This window comes from Glutamicibacter sp. BS14, assembly GCF_056934375.1.
Genome location: NZ_CM167801.1, coordinates 2,346,352 through 2,368,816, shown reverse-complemented (window position 1 = coordinate 2,368,816; position 22,465 = coordinate 2,346,352). Strand labels below are relative to the sequence as shown.

23 protein-coding genes and 1 pseudogene are annotated in these 22,465 nt (G+C 58.8%); 10 read left to right on the top strand and 14 right to left on the bottom strand.

Annotated elements, in window-relative coordinates; all coding sequences use genetic code 11:
- Positions 1-225 precede the first annotated feature (225 nt).
- The 3 genes from AC1Z36_RS11250 (at position 226) to AC1Z36_RS11240 (ending at position 2,550) form a co-directional block, all read left to right on the top strand.
- The gene (locus tag AC1Z36_RS11250; protein ID WP_105661387.1) at positions 226-1,311 is read left to right on the top strand and encodes an S-(hydroxymethyl)mycothiol dehydrogenase; all 1,086 of its coding nucleotides are present in this window, start codon (positions 226-228) and stop codon (positions 1,309-1,311) included.
- Entirely contained in the window at positions 1,311-1,940 is a 630-nt protein-coding gene (locus AC1Z36_RS11245; RefSeq protein WP_105658255.1) for an MBL fold metallo-hydrolase, read from the top strand. The genes AC1Z36_RS11250 and AC1Z36_RS11245 overlap by 1 nt, the downstream gene beginning before the upstream one ends.
- A gap of 223 nt (positions 1,941-2,163) precedes the next feature.
- Positions 2,164-2,550: a hypothetical protein gene (locus AC1Z36_RS11240; protein ID WP_483561258.1), complete on the top strand. Its 387-nt coding sequence runs from the start codon at positions 2,164-2,166 to the stop codon at positions 2,548-2,550.
- On the opposite strand, the gene AC1Z36_RS11235 is transcribed toward AC1Z36_RS11240, so the two are convergent.
- Entirely contained in the window at positions 2,547-3,275 is a 729-nt protein-coding gene (locus AC1Z36_RS11235; RefSeq protein ID WP_105661389.1) for an SOS response-associated peptidase, read from the bottom strand. The two genes, AC1Z36_RS11240 and AC1Z36_RS11235, sit on opposite strands and share 4 nt — an antisense overlap.
- 127 nt (positions 3,276-3,402) lie before the next feature.
- On the opposite strand from AC1Z36_RS11235, the gene AC1Z36_RS11230 reads away from it, so the two are divergent.
- Entirely contained in the window at positions 3,403-3,681 is a 279-nt protein-coding gene (locus tag AC1Z36_RS11230) for a glutaredoxin domain-containing protein (protein ID WP_105661390.1), read from the top strand.
- Positions 3,682-3,740: 59 nt separating this feature from the next.
- Here AC1Z36_RS11230 and AC1Z36_RS11225 read toward each other — a convergent pair whose 3' ends face one another.
- Complete coding sequence (locus AC1Z36_RS11225) at positions 3,741-4,478, bottom strand: lipoate--protein ligase family protein (RefSeq protein ID WP_483561257.1); 738 nt, start codon at positions 4,476-4,478, stop codon at positions 3,741-3,743.
- Between the two features lie 95 nt (positions 4,479-4,573).
- Here AC1Z36_RS11225 and AC1Z36_RS11220 point away from each other — a divergent pair, with 95 nt between their 5' ends.
- Positions 4,574-5,188 carry a uridine kinase family protein gene (locus AC1Z36_RS11220; protein WP_105661392.1) on the top strand — a complete coding sequence of 205 codons (615 nt, stop codon included), beginning with the start codon at positions 4,574-4,576 and terminating at the stop codon, positions 5,186-5,188.
- Here AC1Z36_RS11220 and AC1Z36_RS11215 read toward each other — a convergent pair.
- Positions 5,185-6,003, bottom strand: a complete 819-nt coding sequence (locus AC1Z36_RS11215; protein WP_483561256.1) for a thioesterase family protein — start codon at positions 6,001-6,003, stop codon at positions 5,185-5,187. The genes AC1Z36_RS11220 and AC1Z36_RS11215 overlap by 4 nt on opposite strands.
- Before the next feature lie 72 nt (positions 6,004-6,075).
- On the bottom strand, positions 6,076-6,651 hold the full coding sequence (locus AC1Z36_RS11210) for a helix-turn-helix domain-containing protein (RefSeq protein WP_105661566.1): 576 nt from the start codon (positions 6,649-6,651) through the stop codon (positions 6,076-6,078).
- Positions 6,652-6,727: 76 nt separating this feature from the next.
- Here AC1Z36_RS11210 and AC1Z36_RS11205 point away from each other — a divergent pair, with 76 nt between their 5' ends.
- Entirely contained in the window at positions 6,728-7,663 is a 936-nt protein-coding gene (locus AC1Z36_RS11205) for an NAD(P)/FAD-dependent oxidoreductase (RefSeq protein WP_483561255.1), read from the top strand.
- Between the two features lie 677 nt (positions 7,664-8,340).
- A complete protein-coding gene (locus AC1Z36_RS11200) occupies positions 8,341-8,544 on the top strand; it encodes a cold-shock protein (protein WP_013349123.1) in 204 nt (67 codons plus the stop codon).
- Positions 8,545-9,157: 613 nt separating this feature from the next.
- Here AC1Z36_RS11200 and AC1Z36_RS11195 read toward each other — a convergent pair.
- From AC1Z36_RS11195 to AC1Z36_RS11155, 9 genes and pseudogenes are all read right to left on the bottom strand, one after another.
- Positions 9,158-10,429 (bottom strand): MFS transporter, encoded by a 1,272-nt coding sequence (locus tag AC1Z36_RS11195; RefSeq protein ID WP_105661395.1) that lies wholly within the window; start codon positions 10,427-10,429, stop codon positions 9,158-9,160.
- 450 nt (positions 10,430-10,879) lie between these two features.
- A complete protein-coding gene (locus AC1Z36_RS11190) occupies positions 10,880-11,239 on the bottom strand; it encodes a hypothetical protein (RefSeq protein ID WP_146112901.1) in 360 nt (119 codons plus the stop codon).
- 532 nt (positions 11,240-11,771) lie between these two features.
- A complete protein-coding gene (gene nrdF, locus AC1Z36_RS11185; protein WP_105658533.1) occupies positions 11,772-12,746 on the bottom strand; it encodes a class 1b ribonucleoside-diphosphate reductase subunit beta in 975 nt (324 codons plus the stop codon).
- Between the two features lie 214 nt (positions 12,747-12,960).
- The gene (nrdE, locus tag AC1Z36_RS11180; protein WP_105661397.1) at positions 12,961-15,099 is read right to left on the bottom strand and encodes a class 1b ribonucleoside-diphosphate reductase subunit alpha; all 2,139 of its coding nucleotides are present in this window, start codon (positions 15,097-15,099) and stop codon (positions 12,961-12,963) included.
- On the bottom strand, positions 15,096-15,581 hold the full coding sequence (nrdI, locus tag AC1Z36_RS11175; RefSeq protein ID WP_483561254.1) for a class Ib ribonucleoside-diphosphate reductase assembly flavoprotein NrdI: 486 nt from the start codon (positions 15,579-15,581) through the stop codon (positions 15,096-15,098). The genes nrdE and nrdI overlap by 4 nt, the downstream gene beginning before the upstream one ends.
- Positions 15,582-15,623: 42 nt before the next feature.
- On the bottom strand, positions 15,624-15,854 hold the full coding sequence (gene nrdH, locus AC1Z36_RS11170) for a glutaredoxin-like protein NrdH (RefSeq protein ID WP_013349130.1): 231 nt from the start codon (positions 15,852-15,854) through the stop codon (positions 15,624-15,626).
- 514 nt (positions 15,855-16,368) lie between these two features.
- Positions 16,369-17,106: a YggS family pyridoxal phosphate-dependent enzyme gene (locus tag AC1Z36_RS11165; RefSeq protein ID WP_105661399.1), complete on the bottom strand. Its 738-nt coding sequence runs from the start codon at positions 17,104-17,106 to the stop codon at positions 16,369-16,371.
- Between the two features lie 75 nt (positions 17,107-17,181).
- Positions 17,182-18,906 carry a ubiquinone-dependent pyruvate dehydrogenase gene (gene poxB / locus AC1Z36_RS11160; RefSeq protein ID WP_105658529.1) on the bottom strand — a complete coding sequence of 575 codons (1,725 nt, stop codon included), beginning with the start codon at positions 18,904-18,906 and terminating at the stop codon, positions 17,182-17,184.
- A 321-nt stretch (positions 18,907-19,227) separates the two neighbouring features.
- A pseudogene (locus AC1Z36_RS11155) lies at positions 19,228-19,611 on the bottom strand (Cmx/CmrA family chloramphenicol efflux MFS transporter); the annotation flags it as partial.
- 84 nt (positions 19,612-19,695) lie between these two features.
- On the opposite strand from AC1Z36_RS11155, the gene AC1Z36_RS11150 reads away from it, so the two are divergent.
- Entirely contained in the window at positions 19,696-20,055 is a 360-nt protein-coding gene (locus tag AC1Z36_RS11150) for a cupin domain-containing protein (protein ID WP_105658528.1), read from the top strand.
- Here the strand turns inward: AC1Z36_RS11150 and AC1Z36_RS11145 are convergent.
- On the bottom strand, positions 20,052-21,113 hold the full coding sequence (locus AC1Z36_RS11145) for a PLP-dependent cysteine synthase family protein (protein WP_332488758.1): 1,062 nt from the start codon (positions 21,111-21,113) through the stop codon (positions 20,052-20,054). The two genes, AC1Z36_RS11150 and AC1Z36_RS11145, sit on opposite strands and share 4 nt — an antisense overlap.
- Before the next feature lie 59 nt (positions 21,114-21,172).
- Between AC1Z36_RS11145 and AC1Z36_RS11140 the strand changes: the two genes are divergently transcribed.
- Together AC1Z36_RS11140 and AC1Z36_RS11135 are read left to right on the top strand one after the other, a co-directional pair.
- Positions 21,173-21,961 carry a hypothetical protein gene (locus tag AC1Z36_RS11140; protein WP_105661401.1) on the top strand — a complete coding sequence of 263 codons (789 nt, stop codon included), beginning with the start codon at positions 21,173-21,175 and terminating at the stop codon, positions 21,959-21,961.
- A gap of 117 nt (positions 21,962-22,078) precedes the next feature.
- Positions 22,079-22,426, top strand: a complete 348-nt coding sequence (locus tag AC1Z36_RS11135; RefSeq protein WP_105658525.1) for a hypothetical protein — start codon at positions 22,079-22,081, stop codon at positions 22,424-22,426.
- Positions 22,427-22,465: the final 39 nt, after the last annotated feature.

Genomic DNA, 22,465 nt, shown 5'->3' with positions numbered 1-22,465 from the left:
TCATAGCTGCCTCGGGTTCGTTAGGGGTGGCATTCGGAGCGGTGCGACCTGATCGCCGCTAATTAAGAAGAACCCAAAACGCCTCTCAATTAAACCGTTTGGAACACCGTCGAATTGGCTCTGCGCGAAACTGCCTGCGTCATTGTGTCTCGAATGCTCGATTAGCACCTGAGACACCGATAGCATCGAGAGAGCACTAGCCAATCGTTCCAGGAGCTAAATCCCATGTCCCATAAGGTCAAAGCCGTTATTTCCCGCGTCAAGGACGCACCCGTAGAGGTCGTCGATATCATCGTTCCGGATCCGGGTCCCGGAGAAGTAGTTGTCGATGTGCTCACCACCGGTGTCTGCCACACCGACCTGCACTACAAGCTCGGCGGAATTGGCGACGAGTACCCGTACCTGCTGGGCCACGAGTCCACCGCAGTAGTCAGCCAGATCGGCGAGAACGTCACCAACGTCAAGGTCGGCGACCGCGTGATCCTGAACTGGCGTGCAGTCTGCGGCCAGTGCCGCGCTTGCGCCAAGGGCGAGCCGAAGTACTGCTTCAACACCTTCAATGCCACCCAGAAGATGACCCTGGAAGATGGCACCGAGCTTTCCCCGGCGCTGGGCATCGGGTCCTTCGCCGAAAAGACCCTGGTCCACTCCGGCCAGTGCACCATCGTGGATGAAGAAGCCGACCCGGCCGCAGTAGGCCTGCTCGGTTGCGGTGTCATGGCCGGCATCGGGGCAGCGATCAATACCGGCGAGATCAAGCGCGGCGAGTCCGTCGCAGTGATCGGTTGCGGTGGCGTCGGCGCTGCTGCCATCGCCGGCGCGCAGCTGGCCGGCGCAACCACCATCATCGCGGTGGACGTGAACCCGGACAAGCTGGAAGGCGCCAAGAAGTTCGGCGCCACCCACACCGTGGATTCCTCCAAGGTCGACGCCGTGGAAGCCATCCAGGCGCTGACCGGCGGCTTCGGCGCCGACGTCGTCATCGACGCGGTGGGCCGCCCCGAAACCTACAAGCAGGCCTTCTACGCCCGCGATCTTGCTGGCCGCGTCGTATTGGTAGGCGTGCCAACTCCGGAGATGAAGCTCGAGCTGCCGCTGCTCGATGTCTTCGGCCGCGGCGGCTCGCTGAAGAGCTCGTGGTACGGCGACTGCCTGCCAAGCCACGACTTCCCGATGCTCGTCGAGCAGTACAAGCTCGGCCGCCTGGATCTGGATGCCTTTGTCACCGAACGCATCACGATCGATGAAATCGAAGAAGCGTTCACCAAGATGCATGAAGGCACCGTGCTTCGTTCGGTGGTGGAGCTCTAGTGGCCGCCCGCATCGAGAACGTCGTCACTTCCGGCACCTTCTCCCTGGATGGCGGGACGTGGGATGTCGATAACAACGTCTGGATCGTCGGCGATGATTCCGAGGTGATGGTCATCGACCCGGCACATGATGTTGCCAAGATCCGCGAAGCTGTGGGCGATCGAGAAGTCATGGCCGTGCTGCTTACCCACGGGCACGATGACCACATCCGTGCGGCTGGCGAATTCGCCGACGCCGTGGATGCACCGCTGTTCTTGAACCCGGAAGACCGCATGCTCTGGGAAGCTGTCTACCCCGAGCGCGATGTGGACGCAGAAATCAGCGAAGGCGATTCATTCACCATCGCCGGCACCACGCTGACCGCCCTGCACACCCCGGGGCACTCTCCGGGCTCAACCTGCTTCTACGCTGAAGACCTCGGTGTACTGTTCAGCGGTGACACCCTGTTCAACGGCGGCCCGGGGGCTACCGGTCGCAGCTACTCCAGCTTCGAGACGATCGTCGAGTCGATCCGCACCAAGCTGCTGGTCCTGCCAGCTGAAACCGTGGTCAATACCGGCCACGGCGATGCCACCTCCATCGGTGCAGAAGCGCCGAACCTGGATGAATGGATCAAGCGCGGTCACTAAGCACCACGCATCGAGCGGCAGCAGGCCTTTAGAGCCGGCTGCCGCTCGTGTTTAAAGTTGATGCGCAAAACATCTGGTGATGGCAAGATTAAATACATGCCTTCAGATAAACGCTACAAGTCCGCCACTGCCTTATTCCTGGGCGCAGCAGTATTCATCATCGTCGGCATCGTCGTGCTGTGGTGGGACAGTCAACAAGAAGTAGTTTTCTACTCTGGATCCTATGTACCGCTGGTCGAAGACTCTGAAACCTACTTCGGCCCGGGTCCCGCCGAAGTTCTCGGTTGGGTGCTGGCTTTGCTCGGCGTTGGCGCGCTGGGGGGTTGCCGGCGGCTTATCGCTTCGCCAGCTCGCTCGGTTCAAGGCCTGGTTCCTGATCGCCGGGCTGTTGTTGGCAGCAGGTGGCATCGGAGCACTGCTATGGGACTACAACCAGGTTCGAACCTTCGGCTGGTTCGCCTATGCTCCGCTGAGCGAAGCAGCATTCGTTCCTGACAGCGCAGCCCACGTCATGGGCGAGCTGGGACTTGTGGCAGGAACCCTGCTGGCCAGCAGCTACCTGGGGTTCCGGCTCGGGTCCAAGCCCAGCGGCTCAGCCATCCGCGGCTAAAACAGCGAGTTGCTGTGCGCCGCAATCAGCTCCGGCGAATTATTGCGCACATTGCCAACAGCGGTATCGACCTCATGCATGGTCCATTGGGAAGCCACATCGAAAGCTTCGGCGCGAATCTGCTCGATCAGCCCTTCACCGTCTTCCTCGGCAGGGTTCATCCACCGGCCCATCATCTCCTTGCCCAACGGAATGGGCAGGCGATCATGCAGGCCCGCAAGTTCGCCGAGCACCCCGGGCTCTTCCGCCGAAGGTGAATCCATGGTCATGATCGAGGTGGAAAGAATCCAGGACCCGTCCTGGTCCTTCCACCATTCGTAGAGGCCGGCGAAGAAGATCAGCTTTCCATCCTCGCGATGCACGTAGAAGGGGCGCTTTTTGCTGCCTTCCTTTATCCATTCGTAATACCCTTCCACCGGGACGACGGCACGGCGCTTCTTCACCGCCGAACGGAAGGTCGGCTTGGTGCTGGCCGTCTCGCTGCGCGCATTGAAGGCGCGCACCCCGACCGCCAGCTCCTTGGCCCATCCTGGCACCAGCCCCCACCGTGCTACATGGATCTGGCGGTGCAGCTCATCGTCGATCAGCCGCTCGAGCACAACCGGCACGTCGGTAGTCGGAGCAACGTTCCAGGACTGGCGCAGTTCCAGATTGGCGTCCGCTTCCGCCTCGGCCTCTGCCACCAGATCGCCGATGGCTTTGGCCATCACATATCGTCCGCACATCGCCTACCCCTTAGAACCGGCATCAAGGAAAATCTGCTCCCCAGTCTAGCGAGCGGAGCAAAAGAATCCAGCGAACTTTTTCTACCCCTCCGGGAACAAAGTAAACATCATTGCCGTTACACCATGTATGAGCAACGAATTGAACCTTGACCAGTACGTTCCCGCTGCCGGCGGAGTCACCATGTTCACCACCAGCTGGTGCGGCTACTGCCGCAACCTCAAGCGCCTGATGGACCAGAAGGGTGTCGCATACACCGAGGTGAATATCGAAGAAGTCGAAGGCACCGCAGAGATCGTCGAGGCGTTCAACAACGGCAACCAAACCGTGCCAACCCTGATCTTCCCGGACGGCACCGCAGCCACCAACCCGCGCATTGACGAGGTTGTTGAGCGAGTCGGCGCCTAGATCCGGCCGCGAACCAAAATCGGCACCCGCATCGGGTGCCGATTCTTTTTTAAGCTGTGCTAGATGCCTTGCAGCGTGGCGTGCTCGCTATATTCGTCGAACAGCGCTGAAATAAATGCTTCGGTGGTGACAGCGGCGAGCAGATCATTAGCCGCACCTACCGTCGTGGGATCCATTGGAATGCCCATTGCTTGGTAGACCCCATCGAGGACTTGCCGCAATGGCGCGGAATCCTCGACAACAAAGACCGAAGAGAACAGCCATGCCCCGGAAACCACACGCTGAGCTGTGCCTGCCAGCTTCACTGGATAGTTGCGCGGCGATTTCCCATCAGGGAGGCCATGCACCGAATGATCTCCCGGGCAATACTCCCCCGGGATTGGCCCGACTTGCGCATTCACGCCAAGGCGCTGGAAAGCGTTGGCATACACCCGCGCGAAGACCTCGAAGCGATTCTGCTGGCGCATCACCGCCTCGGCTTCGGGCTCAATATGATCAACGATCAATGTACCCCGGTGATACGCGGCGGCCCGGCCTCCAGCTTTGCGCACCAAAGGAGCAAAGCCTTGCTGCTGCGCTACGTCACGAGCCGCCTCATAGCCCTCTAGCCGCACATCGCGCTGGCCGAAGGCCAGGGTCGGGTCCGGACGATAGAGCCGTAGCAGCGCGCCGCTTTCGCCAGATTGGACGCTGCGCAGCAGTTGCACTCCACGTTCTAGGTCAGCAGCCGGGTCTCCGGTAGGATTTTCGATTTCCACAGATAACGGCGCATCTGACTGGGGGTTCCACAAACTCATAAATCTGAGTCTAATTCAGCAATTCGCTCCAGGCGGAGTAGATGTCACAGCATCCGATTGCCGATGGCCGAGGTTTCTGGGCCATAATAGAAGGCGTGCCAAATTCTTCTACCCCTGTCATCCTGATCGGCGGACCGTCCGGCTCCGGCAAGTCCTATCTCGCGTCGAAATTCGGCCGACCCCACCTGCCGCTGGACGAGTTCTACCGCCAGATCAGCGAAGACGGGAATCCCGTTGATTTCCCCCGTACCGATTACGGCGAAATCGATTGGGACAATTCGGCTACCTGGAATCAGGAAGCCGCACTGCAGGCTATCGATGATTTGCTCCACCACGGTACCACTCTGGTCCCCAACTACTCGATCACGACCTCGAGCTACAACGGGCATCGTGAAATCGCTTGCGCAGACGGGCCGATTGTCGCCGAAGGCATCTTCCTCTACGAAATCCTTGATCCGCTGCGCGCCAAGGGCATTAACGTCCAAGCGTATTACGTCGACGAACCTGCATTGGTAACTGCTCTTCGACGGTTCGTGCGCGATGTAGCACAGCGCCGGAAACCGGTCCTGTTCTTGGTCAAGCGCGGCTATGCACTTTTCCGGGCCCACGGTGCAGACCGGGAAAAGTACCGCCAGCGCCAGTTCACGCTGAAGTCCAAGCCAGAGCTCAAGAAGCTGCTGGCCAAGCTTTCAACCGGCGCATCGAGCTAGCGCGAACGGACCGTCAGGATCTGTTCAGCACGGCCGAAAGGGCCTGCTTCATCGTGCAATACCGTTGAGGTCAGGCCGATGCCGTCTGTGCCGAAGCTCTGCTGGACATCCAGGCCCAGCCACTTGCCCTCGGGCTTGCGGTACATGTGGATCTGCAGATCCACGTTCGGGTAGATCCAGGTTCCTTCACCCGGATCCACGCGCGGCACCACACCGTTTGCCGTGTCGATCATTCCCACCAAGCTGGACAACGCTGTGGCATCTCCTGTGTCGACGAGGTCATAAGGAGTACGCATCCACGCAAAACCTCGACCCGGCCGCAGCTCATCATTGGCGCGCATCTCGATGGATTTGATGTAGCCGCCGGGCCACTGCTCACTGATTTCGCGCACCGCGCAGGCCTCTGGGCCTGGGATTTCCTTGTCTTCAGCCCCTGCAACAGCACTGGTGTCACCCGTAATCACCCGCCACGCGCGCGCAACGATGCTGGTGCGGCCCTTGGCCGTCATTTCGGCCTCGATCAATTCGATCGTCCGGCCGGGACGGACCATTCGCGTTGAGATCTCGAATTCTCCGGCGTGAATAAGGCCATGGATCTCATAGCTGATCCGTGCGATGCGCATGTCTTCACGAGGCTGGAAATTTTCCAAGGCGTAGGCCAAGATTCCAGAGGCGGGACCCATGTGCTGCTCATGGGGATTCCACGCACCTTGGGAATGCCACGACGAGCGATAGCGGCCTTCACCGAGTGCTTCGAAATAGAAATCGCCATCAGCTAGGACCTGTTCAAGCTCCTCGTTGAGCTGGTGCGTCATCGTTGCCCTCCTGGCATCGCAGTGTTCAATACTCTGCCCTCAGGTTATCCAAGAGTAATTGAAATCACTAAACTAGCTGGCTGTGTCGTGCTCATGGGCTCGTTGGCCTGCATTATCCATGATTCCGAGCACCTCGGCAATGCCATTGACCGCCCACAGGGCATGAGGAGTCATTGTGTCGAACTGCGCAGATTGCCCCGCCTTCACGTGATAGGTGCGATCTCCTAGCTTTAGCTGGATTTCTCCGAGGAGCACTGTGAACCATTCCTTGCCCGGATGAATACGCAGCTCGGTGGGAGCAGGCGCCTGCGAAGGGTCGAAACGCATTTTCGACACATTCACCCCGTTAACTGCGTCATCGGTGGACAGCTTCCACATGGTTATCCCGGGCATCGAAATCGGCTCCGGGCGGATAATAATCTCGGCTTCAGAGGTCGATACGAGCTCATCCAAGCTGGTATTCAGTGCCTTGGCTATTGGAACCAGCTGGTCAAGAGCAATACGCCGGCCTCCCGTTTCAATCCTGCTGAGCGTGGAAACGCTCAGGGAAGCCTTGCTCGCCAACGATTCCAACGACCAGCCGAGGTTCTGCCGCAACGTTCTTATGCGCTGGCGGATAACTTGGTCAACTTCGAATTCTTGCGTCATGCGCAAAACGGTACACCCCACAGCGCAAAACGTCGATACCGTGGACACAACATCACAAATAGCAGGGAGAGGAATCATGGAACATTTCGAAGCGATCATTATCGGCGGCGGCAGTGCCGGGCTCGCGGCCGCAGTCGCATTGGGCCGCTCACGGCGCACTGTCCTGGTCATCGACGAGGGAAATCCGCGGAACGCGGCAGCGCAGCATGCCCACAACGTTCTGGGAAACGAAGGCATCAACCCGCTGGACCTCCTGGCCCGCGGACGGCAGGAAGCGATTAGCTATGGCGCGCGGATCATCGAAGGCGAGGTGGAGAACCTCACCGGTTCACTGGACACCGGATTCAACGTCTCAGCTGAAGGGAATACCTTTAGCGCCGAACGAATCGTGCTGGCAACGGGCCTCATTGATGATTTGCCGTCGATTCCGGGGCTGGCCCAAGCATGGGGTGATACCGCGATCCATTGCGCATACTGCCACGGCTGGGAAGTGCGTGACCAGGAGATCCTGGTACTCGGAATCGGCCCCATGAGCACGCACCAAGCAATGATGTTCAGCCAGCTCAGCTCGAAGATCACCTTCGTCAACCACACCCCGGATGCATTGAACGATGAAAATCGCGCGACACTTGCCGCATTGGGAATACCGGTGGTTGAGCAGCCAGTGAAAGCAATCGATTTCGACACCCAGGGGACTCTGGATTCAGTCACGCTGGCAGACGGCCAGAAGATCAGCGCTCAAGCTCTGGTAGTTGCAAGCCGAATGAACGCACAAGCCTCGCTCTATCTCAAGCTCGGCGGACAGCTTGCCGAGCACCCGTTTGGCACCTTCATCCAGGTCAATGAAATGGGTGCCACAGCCCTGCCAGGGGTTTATGCGGCAGGGAATGCCAGCAACCTAGGCGCGATGGTCATGGCAGCAGCCGCAGCCGGAACGATCGCCGGAGCAGCCATAAATGCGGATCTGCTCGGAAATCAGCTAGCTAAGGTCCAGGCGCAAGCGAATCCGTAACTGCTGGCTCTACCCCTTCGGGCACCGGCCCAAACGGGGTAGAGCCAGGGCCGCAGGGTGAGCATGAAAATAGCCCGCATCAATTTTCCGGAAAAATAATATTTACTAAAACACTAGTCAACAGGCAAATAACGAATGTCGATGCAACGATTTGCATTGCCAAAACGCCCAAGTATCACGCATCACGCCCCACGGACCAACGATCAATGGTACGCTTGATTTGTTACCTCAACGGTTGCAGGTGTGAGTCCCCGCCAGTAATTGTTAGCAGTAGGATTTGTAGCACAGCCAACAAATCGTCTGTGCTTTACAAATCGGTTCATCGATCTTCAGATCGAATGAGCTCCTATCGAAACGAATTCTTCATCTTCTCTTCTTCACTGCAGATAAAACATCTCGACGACTCCGTACGTCACTTTTCTGTGGATTCCTTGTTCTACTCCGCTAGCGTGGGGTCATTACCCGTTAGCAGCCTGGAATCCGACGATGTTTAAGCAAGTGCAGCGACCCCCGTTTTGGCCGATACCGGCAAAATCAGTATTCGATTCTCCGTATCGACGGCAGGCGAATCGTTCTCGGCAGCTCTGCGCGAGGTAACCCCTAAATTTTCCGATTCGGAACTTCGGATCGGCAACCAGGCCACATCGTGGCCAATCAATAAATAAGGATATAACACTATGGCCACTGGCACCGTGAAATGGTTCAACGCTGAAAAGGGCTTCGGCTTCATCGCTCCTTCGGATGGATCGGCTGACGTCTTCGCACACTACAGCGCAATCCAGAGCTTCGGTTTCCGTAGCCTCGAAGAGGGCCAGACTGTTGAGTACACCCTGGAAGCTGGTCCAAAGGGCCCACAGGCAACCAACATCCAGGCTCGCTAAGAGACTTTCTTCAAAGGTGTAGTTCCCCGCAAGGTTGGAACTGCACCTTTGTTGCTTTTAACCGGTTCTTAGCTGCAGGCTTCGACCGGAGGTCGTTCGCGAAGGACCCCAACGCCAAGCAATCTACCTGGCAGTTCCGTCTGCTTCGGGGGCAAGCGGAAAGCAGCAGCTATCGGCATCGGTAGCCGGAGTTCAGCTCGGAATTCGACTATCAACTGCACGGGCTAGTAGATTGCGGAAACTCCACTGTGGCGCCACGGCAATGAATCGAAAAGGGAGCTGCATTCGCGACAGGTTAGGAACGGTTGCCGGCGATCCGTTGGAGACCGGACTACTTGCCTGGGTAACTTTGCTGAACCCGATTCTTCGAATTCGCCCACCAGTCCCAGTTCATCGAGCACGTGCAAAGTTGACGGACAGATGGTGCCACCGCGAAAGTCCCTGAGGAACTCACGGTGCTTTTCATGAACCGCTACTGGCACACCGCTGCGAGCAGCATTAAACCGGCGGCCATTCCAGCCGGCCCTCCCCCAACTTTGATTCACTGCCTTCTGCCTGCCATGAATATGCTCTCCTTCATTTGAAATGCCTATTATCGAGTTAGATTTGCACCCTACTCGTGAACAGTTCCAGCGCTATTAGACTTCATATTCACAGCGATCATGAACATCGCGAAAATCAACAGCACCACGGCCAGTCCGCGGAACCCTACAGCTGCCAAAATTGGGCCAGCGGTGAGACCGCCAAGCACACCAGCCAGATTCATGCAGAGGTCCGACGTGCCCTGCAACTTCGGACGTTCGGCAAGGCCAACTGATCCAGTAATCATCGTTGCGCCTGCAACCGTCGACGCCGACCAACCGAGGCCTAGACTAAGCAACGCCAAAGTTGTCACGGTATGGTTCTCTGCATTGCTCCATACCAAGATGCTTGCGGTAACTAGCAACGCCTGCCCGGTAAAGATGACCGTTCGTGGACCTAGCATATCTGTGAGCCAGCCAAAGACTGGTGAGAGCGCATACATCCCCGCAACATGGACCGAAATGGTGATCCCGATGAGCGTGAGGCTTGCCCCTTGATGCTGCATGTGAATTGGAGTCATCGACATCATGGACACCATATAAAGATGAGTCAAGGCGACGGTAAGCACGGCATGCCTGGCAGCAGAAGTGTTTCTTAGGATGCTCCAGCCGCGGCGGCGAAGCTGAACCTCGCTCGCTTGGGCAGCCGCCTGACGCTGTGCGATCTGCAACGGATCGGGACGCAAGCCCAGCCAGTAGACAAGAACCCCTACCAGCTGGGCGCACATCGCAATAAGAAAGCCGCCGGTAAACGGTGGAAGGCTAATGAACTGCGCTAGCTCTTCTCCAGGTTCAAATAAATTCGGGCCGATGACTGCACCCGCAGTTGTTGACCACACAACCAGGGAAAGGTCACGGCCTCGTGTAGCCGTGGTGGACAAGTCGGTGGCGGCGAATCGAGATTGGAGGTTCATTGCCGAACCTGTTCCCAGAACCAGCATTCCAAGCAGCAGCAACGGCCAGTATCTCAGAAAAGCTGCGGCAATGATGACGACAACACCGCTGGCTGCCAGCAATGCGCCGGTCGACAGCGAAATACGCCGGCCGAACTTCTGGGCAAGCAATGCCAAAGGCAACGCCATGATGGCAGCACCTAAAGTATTCATGGTCGCGGCCATGCCAGCCAATGCATCGAGTCCGGAAATGCTTACGATCAGCAGCGACCCCAAAGTCAGGGTTGCGCCACCGCCTAGACCTCCAAGAATTTGTCCCGCAGCGAGGACGGAAATCGACTTGCGTCGAATCCGCTGAATCTGCTGGTCATCCAATGAACGCTGTTCATCCGAAGTGGATTCGATCTGCACATTGACTCCCCCGCATTTATAGCTACCTGTACTGTCTAAGTATCTACTATTTATCTCCGAGCGTTGAGTGCGCCGCTGTGCATGACTATGGACCCACCGAAGCTGGGCTATAGCCGGAGTGGTCGCATCCCCATGAATTTCCAATTCAATGGGCTAGGTAACTCACATTGGTTGCGGATCCGCATCTTTCGACGCTCGAATAATACTGGCGTATCGCTCTGCCGGGTCAGCAGGCAGTCCCACTTTAAGTTCACGGTTCACATCAACAGCGAACACCTCTGCGGCTCCGGATTGGAGTCCATCTCGCGGTCTTCAGACCCCAGTTTGGCTGAGCCGTCGGCGAAGGCGCAAAATTTCGGACCCGTATGTGAGATCGGTCCTTTCGAATAGGGCAACGGCGGCGCATGCTTCTGTGGAAGCATACCGAGATTGCTATTACGCCTACTCAAGTTACTCGTTTTCACGAATCGCTGCCGTAGGCAGCTTACCTTTCGCTGCCTCAAGACCACTGCCTCCAAAGCTCAAAATACGTGCCTTGTCCGGCGCAGTCTCGATCGTTTCCATGACGTGCACCGCGAAGAGCGCCACTTGAGCTTCAAGTGGTTCGAGTTGAGGCCAGATCTCTTCGCCACCAGATTGAACCGCGTGATTGAGCACTTCTTCGAAAGTGCAGTCGAATGCGTATAGCTCTTGGGAGTCGGCATACCGCAAGAATACGTATCCATCTTCAGCAGGAGGCACAATAAAGACCTCGCCAAGCCCCGATAATTGGTGTTTCAATCGCTCCAGTTTGCCTGGCAAGCTAGGCATTTGGACCCCCATTCTTGCTTTGGCAGAGAACCATAATGATGCAGCGATCTGATTATTCGGCCGCCGTGCTGAGGTCTCTCCCTTCTGCTTTTGTGGCCGAAGGAGTTTTTGCCTTAAGAGGCTGGACTCGCGTGGATGCTAGTCAAACCCCGTTGCTCACGATACCTGCGAAATCTCGCCATTTCGCGTTCATCTGCGGTTGCGGGCCAGGTTGCTTCCGCCCAAGCCATAATTCCCCGCGATCTGGCGGTTGTCCTTGTCTCGATGGGGATACTGCGAGAACGAACTCCAGATTTCATAACCGCTGCTCACCGCGCAAACGGGACATTTGTCCACGCACCGGGTTCGCACGTGATAACCATTGGCGTTTCCAACACCACAGGCTCCCCAAGATCTTGCTCGGTCCACCGCTGACGTACCGTTAGCCCAGCCGGATACGTCAACTTCGGAACAGCTTAAATGCCAGCAGGCCCGGACTCTGCATGAGTCCGGGCCTGCTGGCCATCACCAATTAGGCTGAAGATTTTCTAGATTAGAAATCCCAGTCTTCGTCTTCGGTGTTCACTGCCTTGCCGATCACGTACGACGAACCGGAACCGGAGAAGAAGTCGTGGTTCTCATCAGCGTTCGGGCTCAACGCAGCCAAAATCGCTGGCGACACATCGGTCACGGTCGATGGGAACATCGCCTCATAGCCCAGGTTCATCAGCGCCTTGTTGGCGTTGTAGTGCAAGAACTTCTTGACGTCCTCGGACAGGCCTACCGGATCATAGAGATCGTGGGTGTACTGGACTTCATTTTCGTACAGTTCATACATCAGCTCGAAGGTGTAGTCCTTCAGCTCCTGCTTGCGCTCCTCGGTCTCGTTTTCTAGACCCTTCTGGAACTTGTATCCGATGTAGTAACCGTGAACAGCTTCGTCGCGGATGATCAGGCGGATCAGGTCTGCAGTGTTGGTCAGCTTCGCATGCGAGGACCAGTGCATTGGCAGGTAGAAGCCCGAGTAGAACAAGAACGATTCGAGCAGGGTCGAAGCAATCTTGCGCTTCAGTGGATCTTCGCCGTGGTAGTAGCTCTCAATGATCTGAGCCTTCTTCTGCAGGTTCACATTTTCAGTGGACCAGCGGAAGGCTTCGTCGATTTCCTTGGTCGATGCCAAGGTCGAGAAGATCGAGGAGTAGCTCTTTGCGTGTACCGATTCCATGAAGGCAATGTTGGTGTACACGGCTTCTTCGTGTGGGGTGATCGCATCTGGAATCAGCGAAACAGCGCCAACGGTGCCCTGCAAGGTATCAAGCAGGGTCAGACCGGTGAAGACGCGCATGGTCAGCAGCTTCTCGTCTTCGGTCAGGGTTCCCCACGACTGGATGTCGTTGGACAGCGGCACCTTCTCCGGCAGCCAGAAGTTATTGACGAGGCGGTTCCAGACCTCTACGTCCTTGTCGTCCTGGATACGGTTCCAGTTGATTGCCTCAACCTTGTTGGTGAGCTGAATCTTCTCGGTCATTGCCCCTCATCGAAAAGCTAAATCGTATTAAGAACTTTGCTTACAACTCTACCGTTCTTTCGAACGCCGCCTGTACAGCAAGGCCCCAAGTTATTGTCAGATCGCTGACACGATCTGAGGTCGTTTTGATATGCAACAGCTGCCGTTGGACGAAACCATGCGGCAGCTGTTGCGTGATGCCATTGCCCGGCTAACCGGTCAATGGATCAAGGTCTTACAGTGCGCAGGAAACGCAGCCTTCAACCTCGGTGCCTTCCAGCGCAAGCTGGCGAAGGCGGATGTAGTACAGGCTCTTGATGCCCTTGCGCCATGCGTAGATCTGGGCCTTGTTGATGTCACGGGTGGTGACAGTGTCCTTGAAGAACAAGGTCAGCGACAGGCCCTGGTCTACGTGCTGGGTTGCGGCAGCGTAGGTGTCAATGATCTTCTCGTAGCCGATTTCGTAAGCGTCTTCGTAGAAGTCGATGTTCTCGTTGTTCATGTAAGGAGCCGGGTAGTAAACGCGGCCGATCTTACCTTCCTTGCGGATCTCGATCTTCGCTGCGACCGGGTGGATCGAGGAAGTCGAGTTGTTGATGTACGAGATCGAACCGGTGGGAGGAACTGCCTGCAAGTTCTGGTTGTAGATGCCGTGCTCCATGACAGAAGCCTTCAGCGCCTTCCAGTCTTCCTGGGTAGGAATCTGCATGCCGTCGAACAGTTCGCGCACGCGCTCGGTAGCTGGAACCCATTCCTGCTCGGTGTACTTGTCGAAGAATTCACCCGAGGCGTACTTCGAGTTCTCGAAGTTATCGAAGGTCTCGCCGCGCTCCATGGCGATCTTGTTCGATGCAGTCAGTGCATGGAACAGGATCGTGTAGAAGTAGATATTCGTGAAGTCGATGCCTTCTTCGGAGCCGTAGTAGATGTGCTCGCGGGCCAGGAAGCCGTGCAGGTTCATCTGGCCCAGGCCGATGGCGTGCGACTTGCTGTTGCCGTCAGCAATCGAAGGAACCGAGGCGATGTAGGACATGTCCGAGACTGCGCTCAGGGCACGGATGGCGATGTCTACCGAGGTAGCCAGATCCTTGCCGTCCATGGCCTTGGCGATGTTCATCGAACCGAGGTTGCAGGAGATGTCCTTGCCGACGGTCTTGTAGCTCAGGTCGTCAGAGAACTCCGAAGCGGAGGAAACCTGGAGGATTTCCGAGCACAGGTTCGACATGGTGATGCGGCCGGCAATCGGGTTGGCCTTGTTCACGGTGTCTTCGAACATGATGTACGGGTAACCGGACTCGAACTGGATCTCGGCCAGGGTCTGGAAGAACTCGCGGGCGCTGATCTTCGTCTTCTTGATCCGAGCGTCGTCTACCATCTCGTAGTACTTCTCGGTGACGGAGATTTCGCTGAACGGTACGCCATAGACGCGCTCGACGTCGTACGGGCTGAACAGGTACATGTCTTCGTTCTTGCGAGCCAGCTCGAAGGTGACATCCGGAATAACAACACCCAAGGACAGGGTCTTGATACGGATCTTCTCATCAGCGTTTTCGCGCTTGGTGTCCAAGAAGCGGTAGATATCCGGGTGGTGTGCGTTCAGGTAAACGGCACCTGCGCCCTGGCGTGCACCGAGCTGGTTTGCATAGGAGAAGGAATCTTCAAGAAGCTTCATCACCGGGATGACGCCGGAAGACTGGTTCTCGATCTGCTTGATCGGCGCACCGTGCTCACGCAGGTTGGTCAGCGACAGGGCAACGCCACCTCCGCGCTTGGACAGCTGAAGCGACGAGTTGACTGCGCGGGCAATCGATTCCATGTTGTCTTCGATGCGCAGCAGGAAGCAGGAGACGAGTTCGCCACGCTGTGCTTTGCCGGCGTTCAGGAAGGTTGGGGTGGCAGGCTGGAAGCGGCCTTCAATGATTTCATCGACCAGGTGCATGGCCAGCTTTTCATCGCCACGTGCCAGGTGCAGGGCAACCATGCATACGCGGTCTTCGTAGCGTTCCAGGTAGCGCTTGCCATCGAAGGTCTTCAGCGTGTACGAGGTGTAGAACTTGAAGGCGCCCAAGAAGGTTTCGAAACGGAACTTCTTGCCGAAGGCGTGCTTGAACAAATCCCGGATGAAGTTCATCGAGTACTGATCGAGGGTTTCACGCTCGTAGTACTCGTGCTTGACCAGATATTCAAGCTTCTCATCGAGGTCATGGAAGAACACGGTGTTGTTGTTCACGTGGTCCAAGAAGTACTGGCGAGCCGCGTAGCGGTCCACCTCAAACTGGATCTTTCCATCTGGTCCGTAAAGGTTCAGCATGGCGTTGAGGTCGTTGTAGCTCAAGCCCTGGAACTGGGCTGGGAGCTCCTTTGAGCTATTCATCGTTGCTGCCGGTTCTGCGACGCTGGTGTCCAAAAGGTTTCAAGCCCTTCTTTGACGTTGAGAACGTCTTCTGAGGTTCCCATAATTTCGAATGTGTAAAGCACGGGTACGTTGCATTTCTCGGCAATGCGTTTTGCCGCAATGCAGTAGTACTCGCCAAAGTTTGTGTTCCCTGCACCGATCACGCCGCGAAGATTCACGCGGTTCGCTTCATGCCGCAGGAACTTCATGATCTGCGGCATGATCGAGCGCTTGCCACGCTCTCCGCCATAAGTGGGTATGAGCAGCACGTACGGTGCAGTTGAGATCAGCTGCGGTTCGGTCGCATAGACCGGAATCCGTGCGGCATCCATCTCAAGTTTGTCCACGAAACGCTTGGTGTTCTCCGAAACAGATGAAAAATAGATCAGTTTCGAATCGGTGAGTTCCAGCGGTCCCTGGGCCTCAGCATGTTGCCTATCGGCAAGCGCTGCAGGTGACATTGCTTTTCGCCTCCACTACAAGCTAGCGGATGGAATTCTTGATTAGTTGGCTGGAGCCAGCAGCTCGATCTTGTCTGGGCGGAAGCCCGACCAGTGATCGTCATCGGTGATTACGACAGGTGCCTGCATGTAGCCCAAGCCACGAACGTGCTCCAAAGCTGCCGCATCCTGAGAGATGTCTACCTTGTTGTACTCGACACCCTTCTTATCCAGCGCGCGGTACGTAGCGTTGCACTGAACGCAGGAAGGCTTCGTGTAAACCGTGATGGCCATGTCCCTGATCCCCTTTAAAAAGTCTTGGTTTCGGCTAAGATCCCGGATTTTCGGAAAAGTCCTAGCCATCCTCTCGGATGCCTCAAAACCACTGTTTCGAGGTGCTTCTGGTGCGAGCCGCACCGACGGGTTCAATACTACATCTTGTGTTTGGCGGGTCAAGCGGCCACAACATGATGTATTACAAGTATGTCATTCATCCACGGCAACGTCCACAGGAACTGTGGATATTAACCCCCGTTTAAACCGCGATTTCTCGCGGACTCGAGACCTTTGTCCACAGGTTGGCAGAAGTCCGCTGTGGGTTAAAAATTCTTCTTGTGAGATGTTCGTCGGCGTGTTCTGCACCCTCCATGTAGTTCGGGGTACACGGTGTGCACCACTACATGTAGTGTCGCCCCTGGCACCCACAGTTTGGCCGACGCACGACCGGCTGTGGAGAACGCGCAGCAAGGGCAGCTGGCGATTTGCCAGCTGCCCTTGCAACGAAGCTCAGTGGCGACGCAGAAGCGACTTAGTCCGGGTAGGTGCGGGCACCGAAGATTCCCTGGCCTACACGCACGACGGTGGCCCCCTCGGCGATGGCCAGCTCGTAGTCTCCGCTCATGCCCATGGACAGGTGCTGGAAGCTTTCAGGAGCATCCTGCTGCAATTGGTCACGGGTTTCGCGCAGCAACGCAAAGCTGCCACGGATAGATGCTTCGTCCTTGGTATTTGCGGCCATGGTCATCAAGCCCACTGGCGTCAACCGATCCAGCGGCGCCAACCCGCCAAGCAAGTCCGCTGCCCCAGCAGCTTCGATGCCTGATTTGCTTTCCTCGCCGGAGGTATTGACCTGGATGAAGACTTCGAGCGTCCGATCCTCTGCCTCCAAACGGCGTTGCAGGGTCTGTGCCAGCTTCAGCGAGTCCAAGGCATGGAACTCATCAGCGAACTTCGCCACGAACTTCGCCTTGTTGGTCTGCAAGGGACCGATAATCGCATAACGCAGGTGCGGGAAATCCTCGCAGAAGTGCTCGTACTTGCCTTGGGCCTCTTGGACCTTATTTTCCCCCAGCGTGTCCACACCGGCAGCAATGGCCAATGCCAAGCGCTCGAAATCGATGGTTTTGGTGACCGGCAGCAGCCGAACCGAGCCAGCGTCGCGGCCGGCAGCCAGCGCCGCCGCGGCGATCTTCTGGTTGACAGCAGCCAGGTTGCGGGTGAAATCCTCGATGGTGGCCGCGTGGGTAGCGGCAGGTTGCGAAGCCAAAGCGCCAACTTTCTTGATGTCACAAACGTGTTGCTGGTGCCAAGGGCACCAGCAACAAGCATAGGCATAAAAGGACTAGAACAATTGCCGCCAATTGGTTTTAGCCAGATTCAGCAGCTCGTCGCCACGCCCGGAGAGCACGGTGCGTATGGCATACAAGGCAAATCCCTTGGCTTGTTCCAACTTGATTTCCGGTGGCATCGACATCTCCTGGCGGTCGGTCACCACATCCAGCAGCGCAGGACCGTCATGGGCCAGGAATTCTTGCACCGTGGCTTCAAGCTGCGCCGAATCATCTACCCGGTAGCCCTTGAGCCCCGAGGCGGTAGCCACGGCCCCGAAGTCGGGGTTGTGCAGATCGGTGGCGTAGGTGACGAACCCGGCGGCCTTCATTTCCAGTTCCACGAAATTCAGCGAGGAGTTGTTGAACACCACGATCTTGATCGGCAGCTTGTTCTGCGTGGCGGTCAGCAGCTCACCGAGCATCATGGCCAATCCGCCGTCACCGGCGAAGGCGATAACCTGGCGCTGCCGGTCAATTGCCTGGGCGCCCAGGGCATGGCACAGTGCGTTGGCCATGGAACCGTGGTTGAAGGAGCCGAGCACCCGTCGCTTGCCGGTCATGGTCAGGTAGCGGGCTGCCCAAATCACCGGAGATCCCACATCGGCGGTGAAAATCGCATCCTCATCTGCGTGCTGGTCGATCAGCCGGGCCAGATACTGCGGATGGATTGCAGCACCCGGCTTGGAGGGCGTGGCGAGCTCGTCGAGCTTCGTACGGGTCTTGCGGTAATGCTCCACCGCTGTCTCCAGGTGCTTGCGGTGGGTCTGCACCGGCAGCAGCGCATCCAGAGCCGCCGCGGTGTCCTTCACGGTGCCCACCAGCGGGATGTCCACCCGGGTGCGCTTGCCGATCTGCTCGCCGCGGATATCCACCTGGATGATGGTCGCGTCCTGCGGGTAGAACTGCTGGTAGGGGAAGTCGGTGCCCAGCATCAGGAGCACGTCGCATTCGGCAATCGCCTTGGCGCCCGAAGCGAAACCCAGCAGGCCCGTCATGCCCACATCGAAGGGGTTCTCGTACTCGATATGCTCCTTGCCTCGCATCGCATGCACGATCGGCGCCCCGAGCTTGCCAGCCAGCGCGATCACCTCGTCATGAGCTCCTGCCACGCCCGCACCAGCCAGAATGGTGACCTTGCGCGAGCCTTCGAGGATCTCCGCGGTACGCTCCAGCTCGTCTTCATTGGGCAGCACCCGCGGGTTGGTCTTGGTGATTTCCTGGGTGGGCGTGCGTTCCATCTCCGCCAACGCGACATCGCCGGAAATCACCAGTACTGCCACGCCGCGCTTCTCGATGGCCTCGCGCATCGCAATGCGCAGCATGCGCGGCATCTGCTTGGGATCGGAAACCTGTTCGGCATAGACCGAGCAGCCTCGGAAGACTTCCACCGGGTGGGTCTCCTGGAAGTAGTTGGAACCGATCTCCTCGGTAGGGATGTGCGCTGCAATCGCCAGCACCGGCACGCGCGAGCGGTTCGCGTCGTACAGCCCGTTGATCAGGTGCAGGTTCCCCGGACCGCAAGAGCCGACGCATACCGTCAGCTCTCCGGTGATTCCGGCTTCGGCCGCCGCGGCAAAGGCAGCGGCTTCCTCATGGCGGTGGTGGACCCATTCGATCCGCCCGTTCTCCCGCAATGAATCGGTCAAGCCGTTCAGGGAATCCCCCGGAAGGCCGTAAATCCGGCGCACTCCCTGGGTATCGAGCTGTTCAATCAGGTGGTCGGCTACGGTAGGCAAAACATTCCTCCTGCACACAATTTTCCAGTGGGTCTATTCTTCACCCTACTGCGCCAGCCACCTTGTGTCATGGGTTTTTGACGCTGCCGAAGGTTCCTCCCAACACACCGGCAGGTGGCGCACGCAACGAGCGCTGCCTACCGGGCAACGCCGGCTACCCCGCACCGGTCCACCCAGGTCCACCGCGCCTTCTTTCCCGGCGTCCCGGGGCCTGTGGGCGAAGCGCGCCGCGGCGGATCATCGATGGGAGCCAGCCGTGGTATCCAACAGCATGCGCCGGCTCAGCAGCATGGCCAAGGGAGCGGCCGCCGCCAATGCCCAGGCCGCGTAGAGCACCCGCGCAATCACGGTGCTGCCGACGCCGAAAATCAGGAAACCCTGGATGAAGACAAGGCAGAGCAGCGCCATGGGATGCGACGCGGTCCAAGCCAACACGACCCAACCGGCCAGCAGCAGCGGTCCTCCGGAGAAGAGCACCAGGCCCGGTCGCCGATCCGATAGCCGCCCTGCGCTGGTTACGCCGAGGAAGGATCCGAGCCCGAACAGGACCAGCGCGGCCCAAACCCATCCCTCGGCCACGCCGGCGGTGATAGCCGCAACCGGCGCAATGAAGGTGAACGCCGCGAAGGTGCCCCCGTTGACCAGCGCTCCCAGTGCCATGGCCAGGATGAGCGGCCGCGTGGCCAACTGGCTCAGTTCGGCACGCACCGCGTCACCGCCCGGTGGACCGGGGCGTTGCCCGCCATTGGATAGGCTGGAAGCTGCAGCAGAGAACTTCAAGGAGAGACGATGCCCGAACCGCGCCGCATGGCCAATACCACCGAGCTGGCCGCCGGAAAAACCAACGGAGCGATCTGGAAGCTGGAACCCGGGCAGCGCGACCTCGACGCCAACGTGATCTCGCTGGCCCCGTCCGGAGAGATCGGGGAGCACCAGGGCCCGGAGCTGGACGTGGTGCTGCACGTCTTCGCCGGCTCCGGGGTGCTGCATACCGCCAGCGGATCCATCGAGCTGGCCATCGGCGACATCATCTATCTGCCCGCCCGCTCCCAACGGCGCTTCGTGGCCGGCGAAGCGGGCCTGGGCTACTTCTCGGTGCACCAGCGCAAGAAGCGGGCCGGGCTCATGCCCGCCCTGCGTGGCAGCTAGCTCCAGGCCCCGGTCTGGATGAAGCGCTCCAGCTGCGCGGCGTAGGGCTCCAGGTCCAAGCCCTGCTCGGCCACCCACTGCTCGTTGTAGTAGGTGTTCGCGTAGCGCTCGCCGGAGTCGCAGATCAGCGTCACCACCGAGCCCTGCTCGCCGCGTTCGAGCATCTGGGCGATGATCCCGAACGCCGCGTAGAGGTTGGTCCCGGTGGAGCCGCCGGCAAAGTAGCGGGTCTTGGCGCGCAGGAAATGCATGGCTGCCAGCGAGGCGGCATCGGGCACCTGCACCATCTGGTCGATTACCCCTGGCACGAAGCTCGGTTCCACGCTGGGCCGGCCGATCCCCTCGATGCGCGATCCCTGCCCCGTCGCGTAGCCCATGTCCCCGGTGCGCCATCCCCCGTAGAAGGAGGAGCCTTCCGGATCGCCCACGCAGATCCTGGTTTCGTGCCGCTTGTAGCGCGCATAGCGCCCGAAGGTGGCGCTGGTGCCGCCGGTCCCGGCGCCGACCACGATCCAGCTGGGGATCGGGTGGGCTTCGGCGGCCATCTGCGCGTACACCGACTCGGCAATGTTATTGTTCCCGCGCCAATCCGTCGCCCGCTCGGCATAGGTGAACTGGTCCAGGTAGTAGCCGCCGGTTTCGGCCGCCAGCGCGCGGGCCGCCTCATCGACCTGGCCGGCCGCGTCCACCAGGTGGCAGCGCCCGCCGTAGAACTCGATCAGCTCGATCTTCTCGCCGCTGGTGGATTTGGGCACCACCGCGATGAAGTCCAGCCCCAGCATCCGCGCGAAGTAGGCTTCGGAAACGGCCGTGGATCCGCTGGAGGCCTCCACCAGCGTGGTGCCTTCGCCGATCTTCCCGTTGACCAGCCCGTAGAGGATCAGCGAGCGTGCCAGCCGGTGCTTGAGCGAACCGGTGGGGTGCACCGACTCGTCCTTCAAATAGAGCTCGATCCCCCAGTGGGCGGGAAGTTCGAAGCGATGCAGGTGGGTGTCGGCGCTGCGGTTCGCGTCAGCGTCGAGCAGGGAAATGGCACGGCGTACCCAAAGATCTGTCATGGCTCCACTCTAACCGTGGCGAACGGTTTTAACCCTGGCGGCGTGGTACCTTCGGAATCGTGAAAAGAAGGCTGGTTACCGGCGGTTATGCCGCCATCATCCTGCTCGGCTTGGGCTGGGCGGCGTGGGCGGTGCTTTCCGCCGCCGGGCTGGAAACACTCGCCGGCGGGTGGATGGGGCAGGACGCCACCGTCACCTCGGTGCCGCGCATCGGGCAGCTGCCCTGGTTCGGGCTGATGGCCGCAGTGGCGTTCTACGCGATCTGGCAATGCCTGCCGCAAGAACGCACCGGGTTCCATCGCCGGCTGCGCCCCTGGGTGCTCGGCGCGGTGCTGTGCAATGCGCTGTGGGTGGCGTTCTTGGAGCGCGACCGCATCGGCACCTCGCTGGTGTTCGGCCTGCTCCTGCTGGCATTGCTGATCCGCATCGTGGTGATGATCGGCAAGACCCCTGCCCTGCAGCAAGTGGACCGGTGGATTACCCGCGCCAGTTTCGGGCTGTTCACCGGGTGGCTTTCGGTGATCGTGCTGGCCGAAACTGTCGCCTTCGCCGCCCTGTCCGGGGCCGACGCCAGCTCCCTGATGTTCAAGGGCGCCTGCGCCCTGTCGGTGCTGCTCCTGGCGCTGTTCCTCAGCGCGGTGAGCTTCAAGAATCCCATGGGGATCTACCTGAACGCCGGCGCGCTATGGGTGATCGGCTGGATCATCGTGGACCGCTACACCGGCCACGCCACCTCTCCCGGGTTTGCCACGGTGCTTTCGATCGCGGCGATACTGATGCTGCTGTGCCTGCTCAGCGCGCTGCGGACCCGCATTCGCAAGCTGCGCCCGCCCGCAGCCTCCCAGTAAATTCCCAGTTCGCAGTCAGCGCAACGGCGCGGCCTTGAGTGCCCACCCCCGGCTGGCTAGGCTGGGAGCTGAGACCTCAAGGTCCACCAGACTCAAGGTCCATCAGAGAGGAACAACATGTCGAAGACTGCCAAGAGCTTGAAGCAAGTTGAAAAGTCGCTGGCGAAACTCGCCAAGGCTGCCAAGGAAGAGCTGCCGAAGGAAATCCGTGGCGGCTGGAACGAGGCCGTCTCCGGTGTCAACACCGAAGCCATCAGCAAGGCCGGCGCCAACCTGATCGAGAATGTCGGCGGGAATTCCAAGGCCGCCAAGCGTGCCCGCGCCTCGGTGGAGAGCGCTGTGCAGGCCGCGCAGAAGAACCTCGCCGCCCAGGACAAGAAGTCCGGCAATGGCGGCAAGTTCCTGGTCATCTCGCTGATCATCGCCGTCGTGGCCGCGGTCGTGATTTCGCAGAAGAAGAACTAGCTGTCAATACCGAAGGCGTGGCACCTGCATAGGTGCCAC

Excerpts from the sequence above, each read along its gene's own strand:
- AC1Z36_RS11250 (WP_105661387.1), top strand. The coding sequence starts at position 226 with ATGTCCCATAAGGTCAAAGCCGTTATTTCCCGCGTCAAGGACGCACCC.
- AC1Z36_RS11240 (WP_483561258.1), top strand. The coding sequence starts at position 2,164 with ATGTACCGCTGGTCGAAGACTCTGAAACCTACTTCGGCCCGGGTCCCG.
- AC1Z36_RS11235 (WP_105661389.1), bottom strand. The coding sequence starts at position 3,275 with ATGTGCGGACGATATGTGATGGCCAAAGCCATCGGCGATCTGGTGGCA.
- AC1Z36_RS11230 (WP_105661390.1), top strand. The coding sequence starts at position 3,403 with ATGAGCAACGAATTGAACCTTGACCAGTACGTTCCCGCTGCCGGCGGA.
- AC1Z36_RS11225 (WP_483561257.1), bottom strand. The coding sequence starts at position 4,478 with ATGAGTTTGTGGAACCCCCAGTCAGATGCGCCGTTATCTGTGGAAATC.
- AC1Z36_RS11215 (WP_483561256.1), bottom strand. The coding sequence starts at position 6,003 with ATGACGCACCAGCTCAACGAGGAGCTTGAACAGGTCCTAGCTGATGGC.
- AC1Z36_RS11210 (WP_105661566.1), bottom strand. The coding sequence starts at position 6,651 with ATGACGCAAGAATTCGAAGTTGACCAAGTTATCCGCCAGCGCATAAGA.
- AC1Z36_RS11205 (WP_483561255.1), top strand. The coding sequence starts at position 6,728 with ATGGAACATTTCGAAGCGATCATTATCGGCGGCGGCAGTGCCGGGCTC.
- AC1Z36_RS11200 (WP_013349123.1), top strand. The coding sequence starts at position 8,341 with ATGGCCACTGGCACCGTGAAATGGTTCAACGCTGAAAAGGGCTTCGGC.
- AC1Z36_RS11190 (WP_146112901.1), bottom strand. The coding sequence starts at position 11,239 with ATGCCTAGCTTGCCAGGCAAACTGGAGCGATTGAAACACCAATTATCG.
- nrdF (WP_105658533.1), bottom strand. The coding sequence starts at position 12,746 with ATGACCGAGAAGATTCAGCTCACCAACAAGGTTGAGGCAATCAACTGG.
- nrdE (WP_105661397.1), bottom strand. The coding sequence starts at position 15,099 with ATGAATAGCTCAAAGGAGCTCCCAGCCCAGTTCCAGGGCTTGAGCTAC.
- nrdI (WP_483561254.1), bottom strand. The coding sequence starts at position 15,581 with ATGTCACCTGCAGCGCTTGCCGATAGGCAACATGCTGAGGCCCAGGGA.
- nrdH (WP_013349130.1), bottom strand. The coding sequence starts at position 15,854 with ATGGCCATCACGGTTTACACGAAGCCTTCCTGCGTTCAGTGCAACGCT.
- AC1Z36_RS11150 (WP_105658528.1), top strand. The coding sequence starts at position 19,696 with ATGCCCGAACCGCGCCGCATGGCCAATACCACCGAGCTGGCCGCCGGA.
- AC1Z36_RS11145 (WP_332488758.1), bottom strand. The coding sequence starts at position 21,113 with ATGACAGATCTTTGGGTACGCCGTGCCATTTCCCTGCTCGACGCTGAC.
- AC1Z36_RS11135 (WP_105658525.1), top strand. The coding sequence starts at position 22,079 with ATGTCGAAGACTGCCAAGAGCTTGAAGCAAGTTGAAAAGTCGCTGGCG.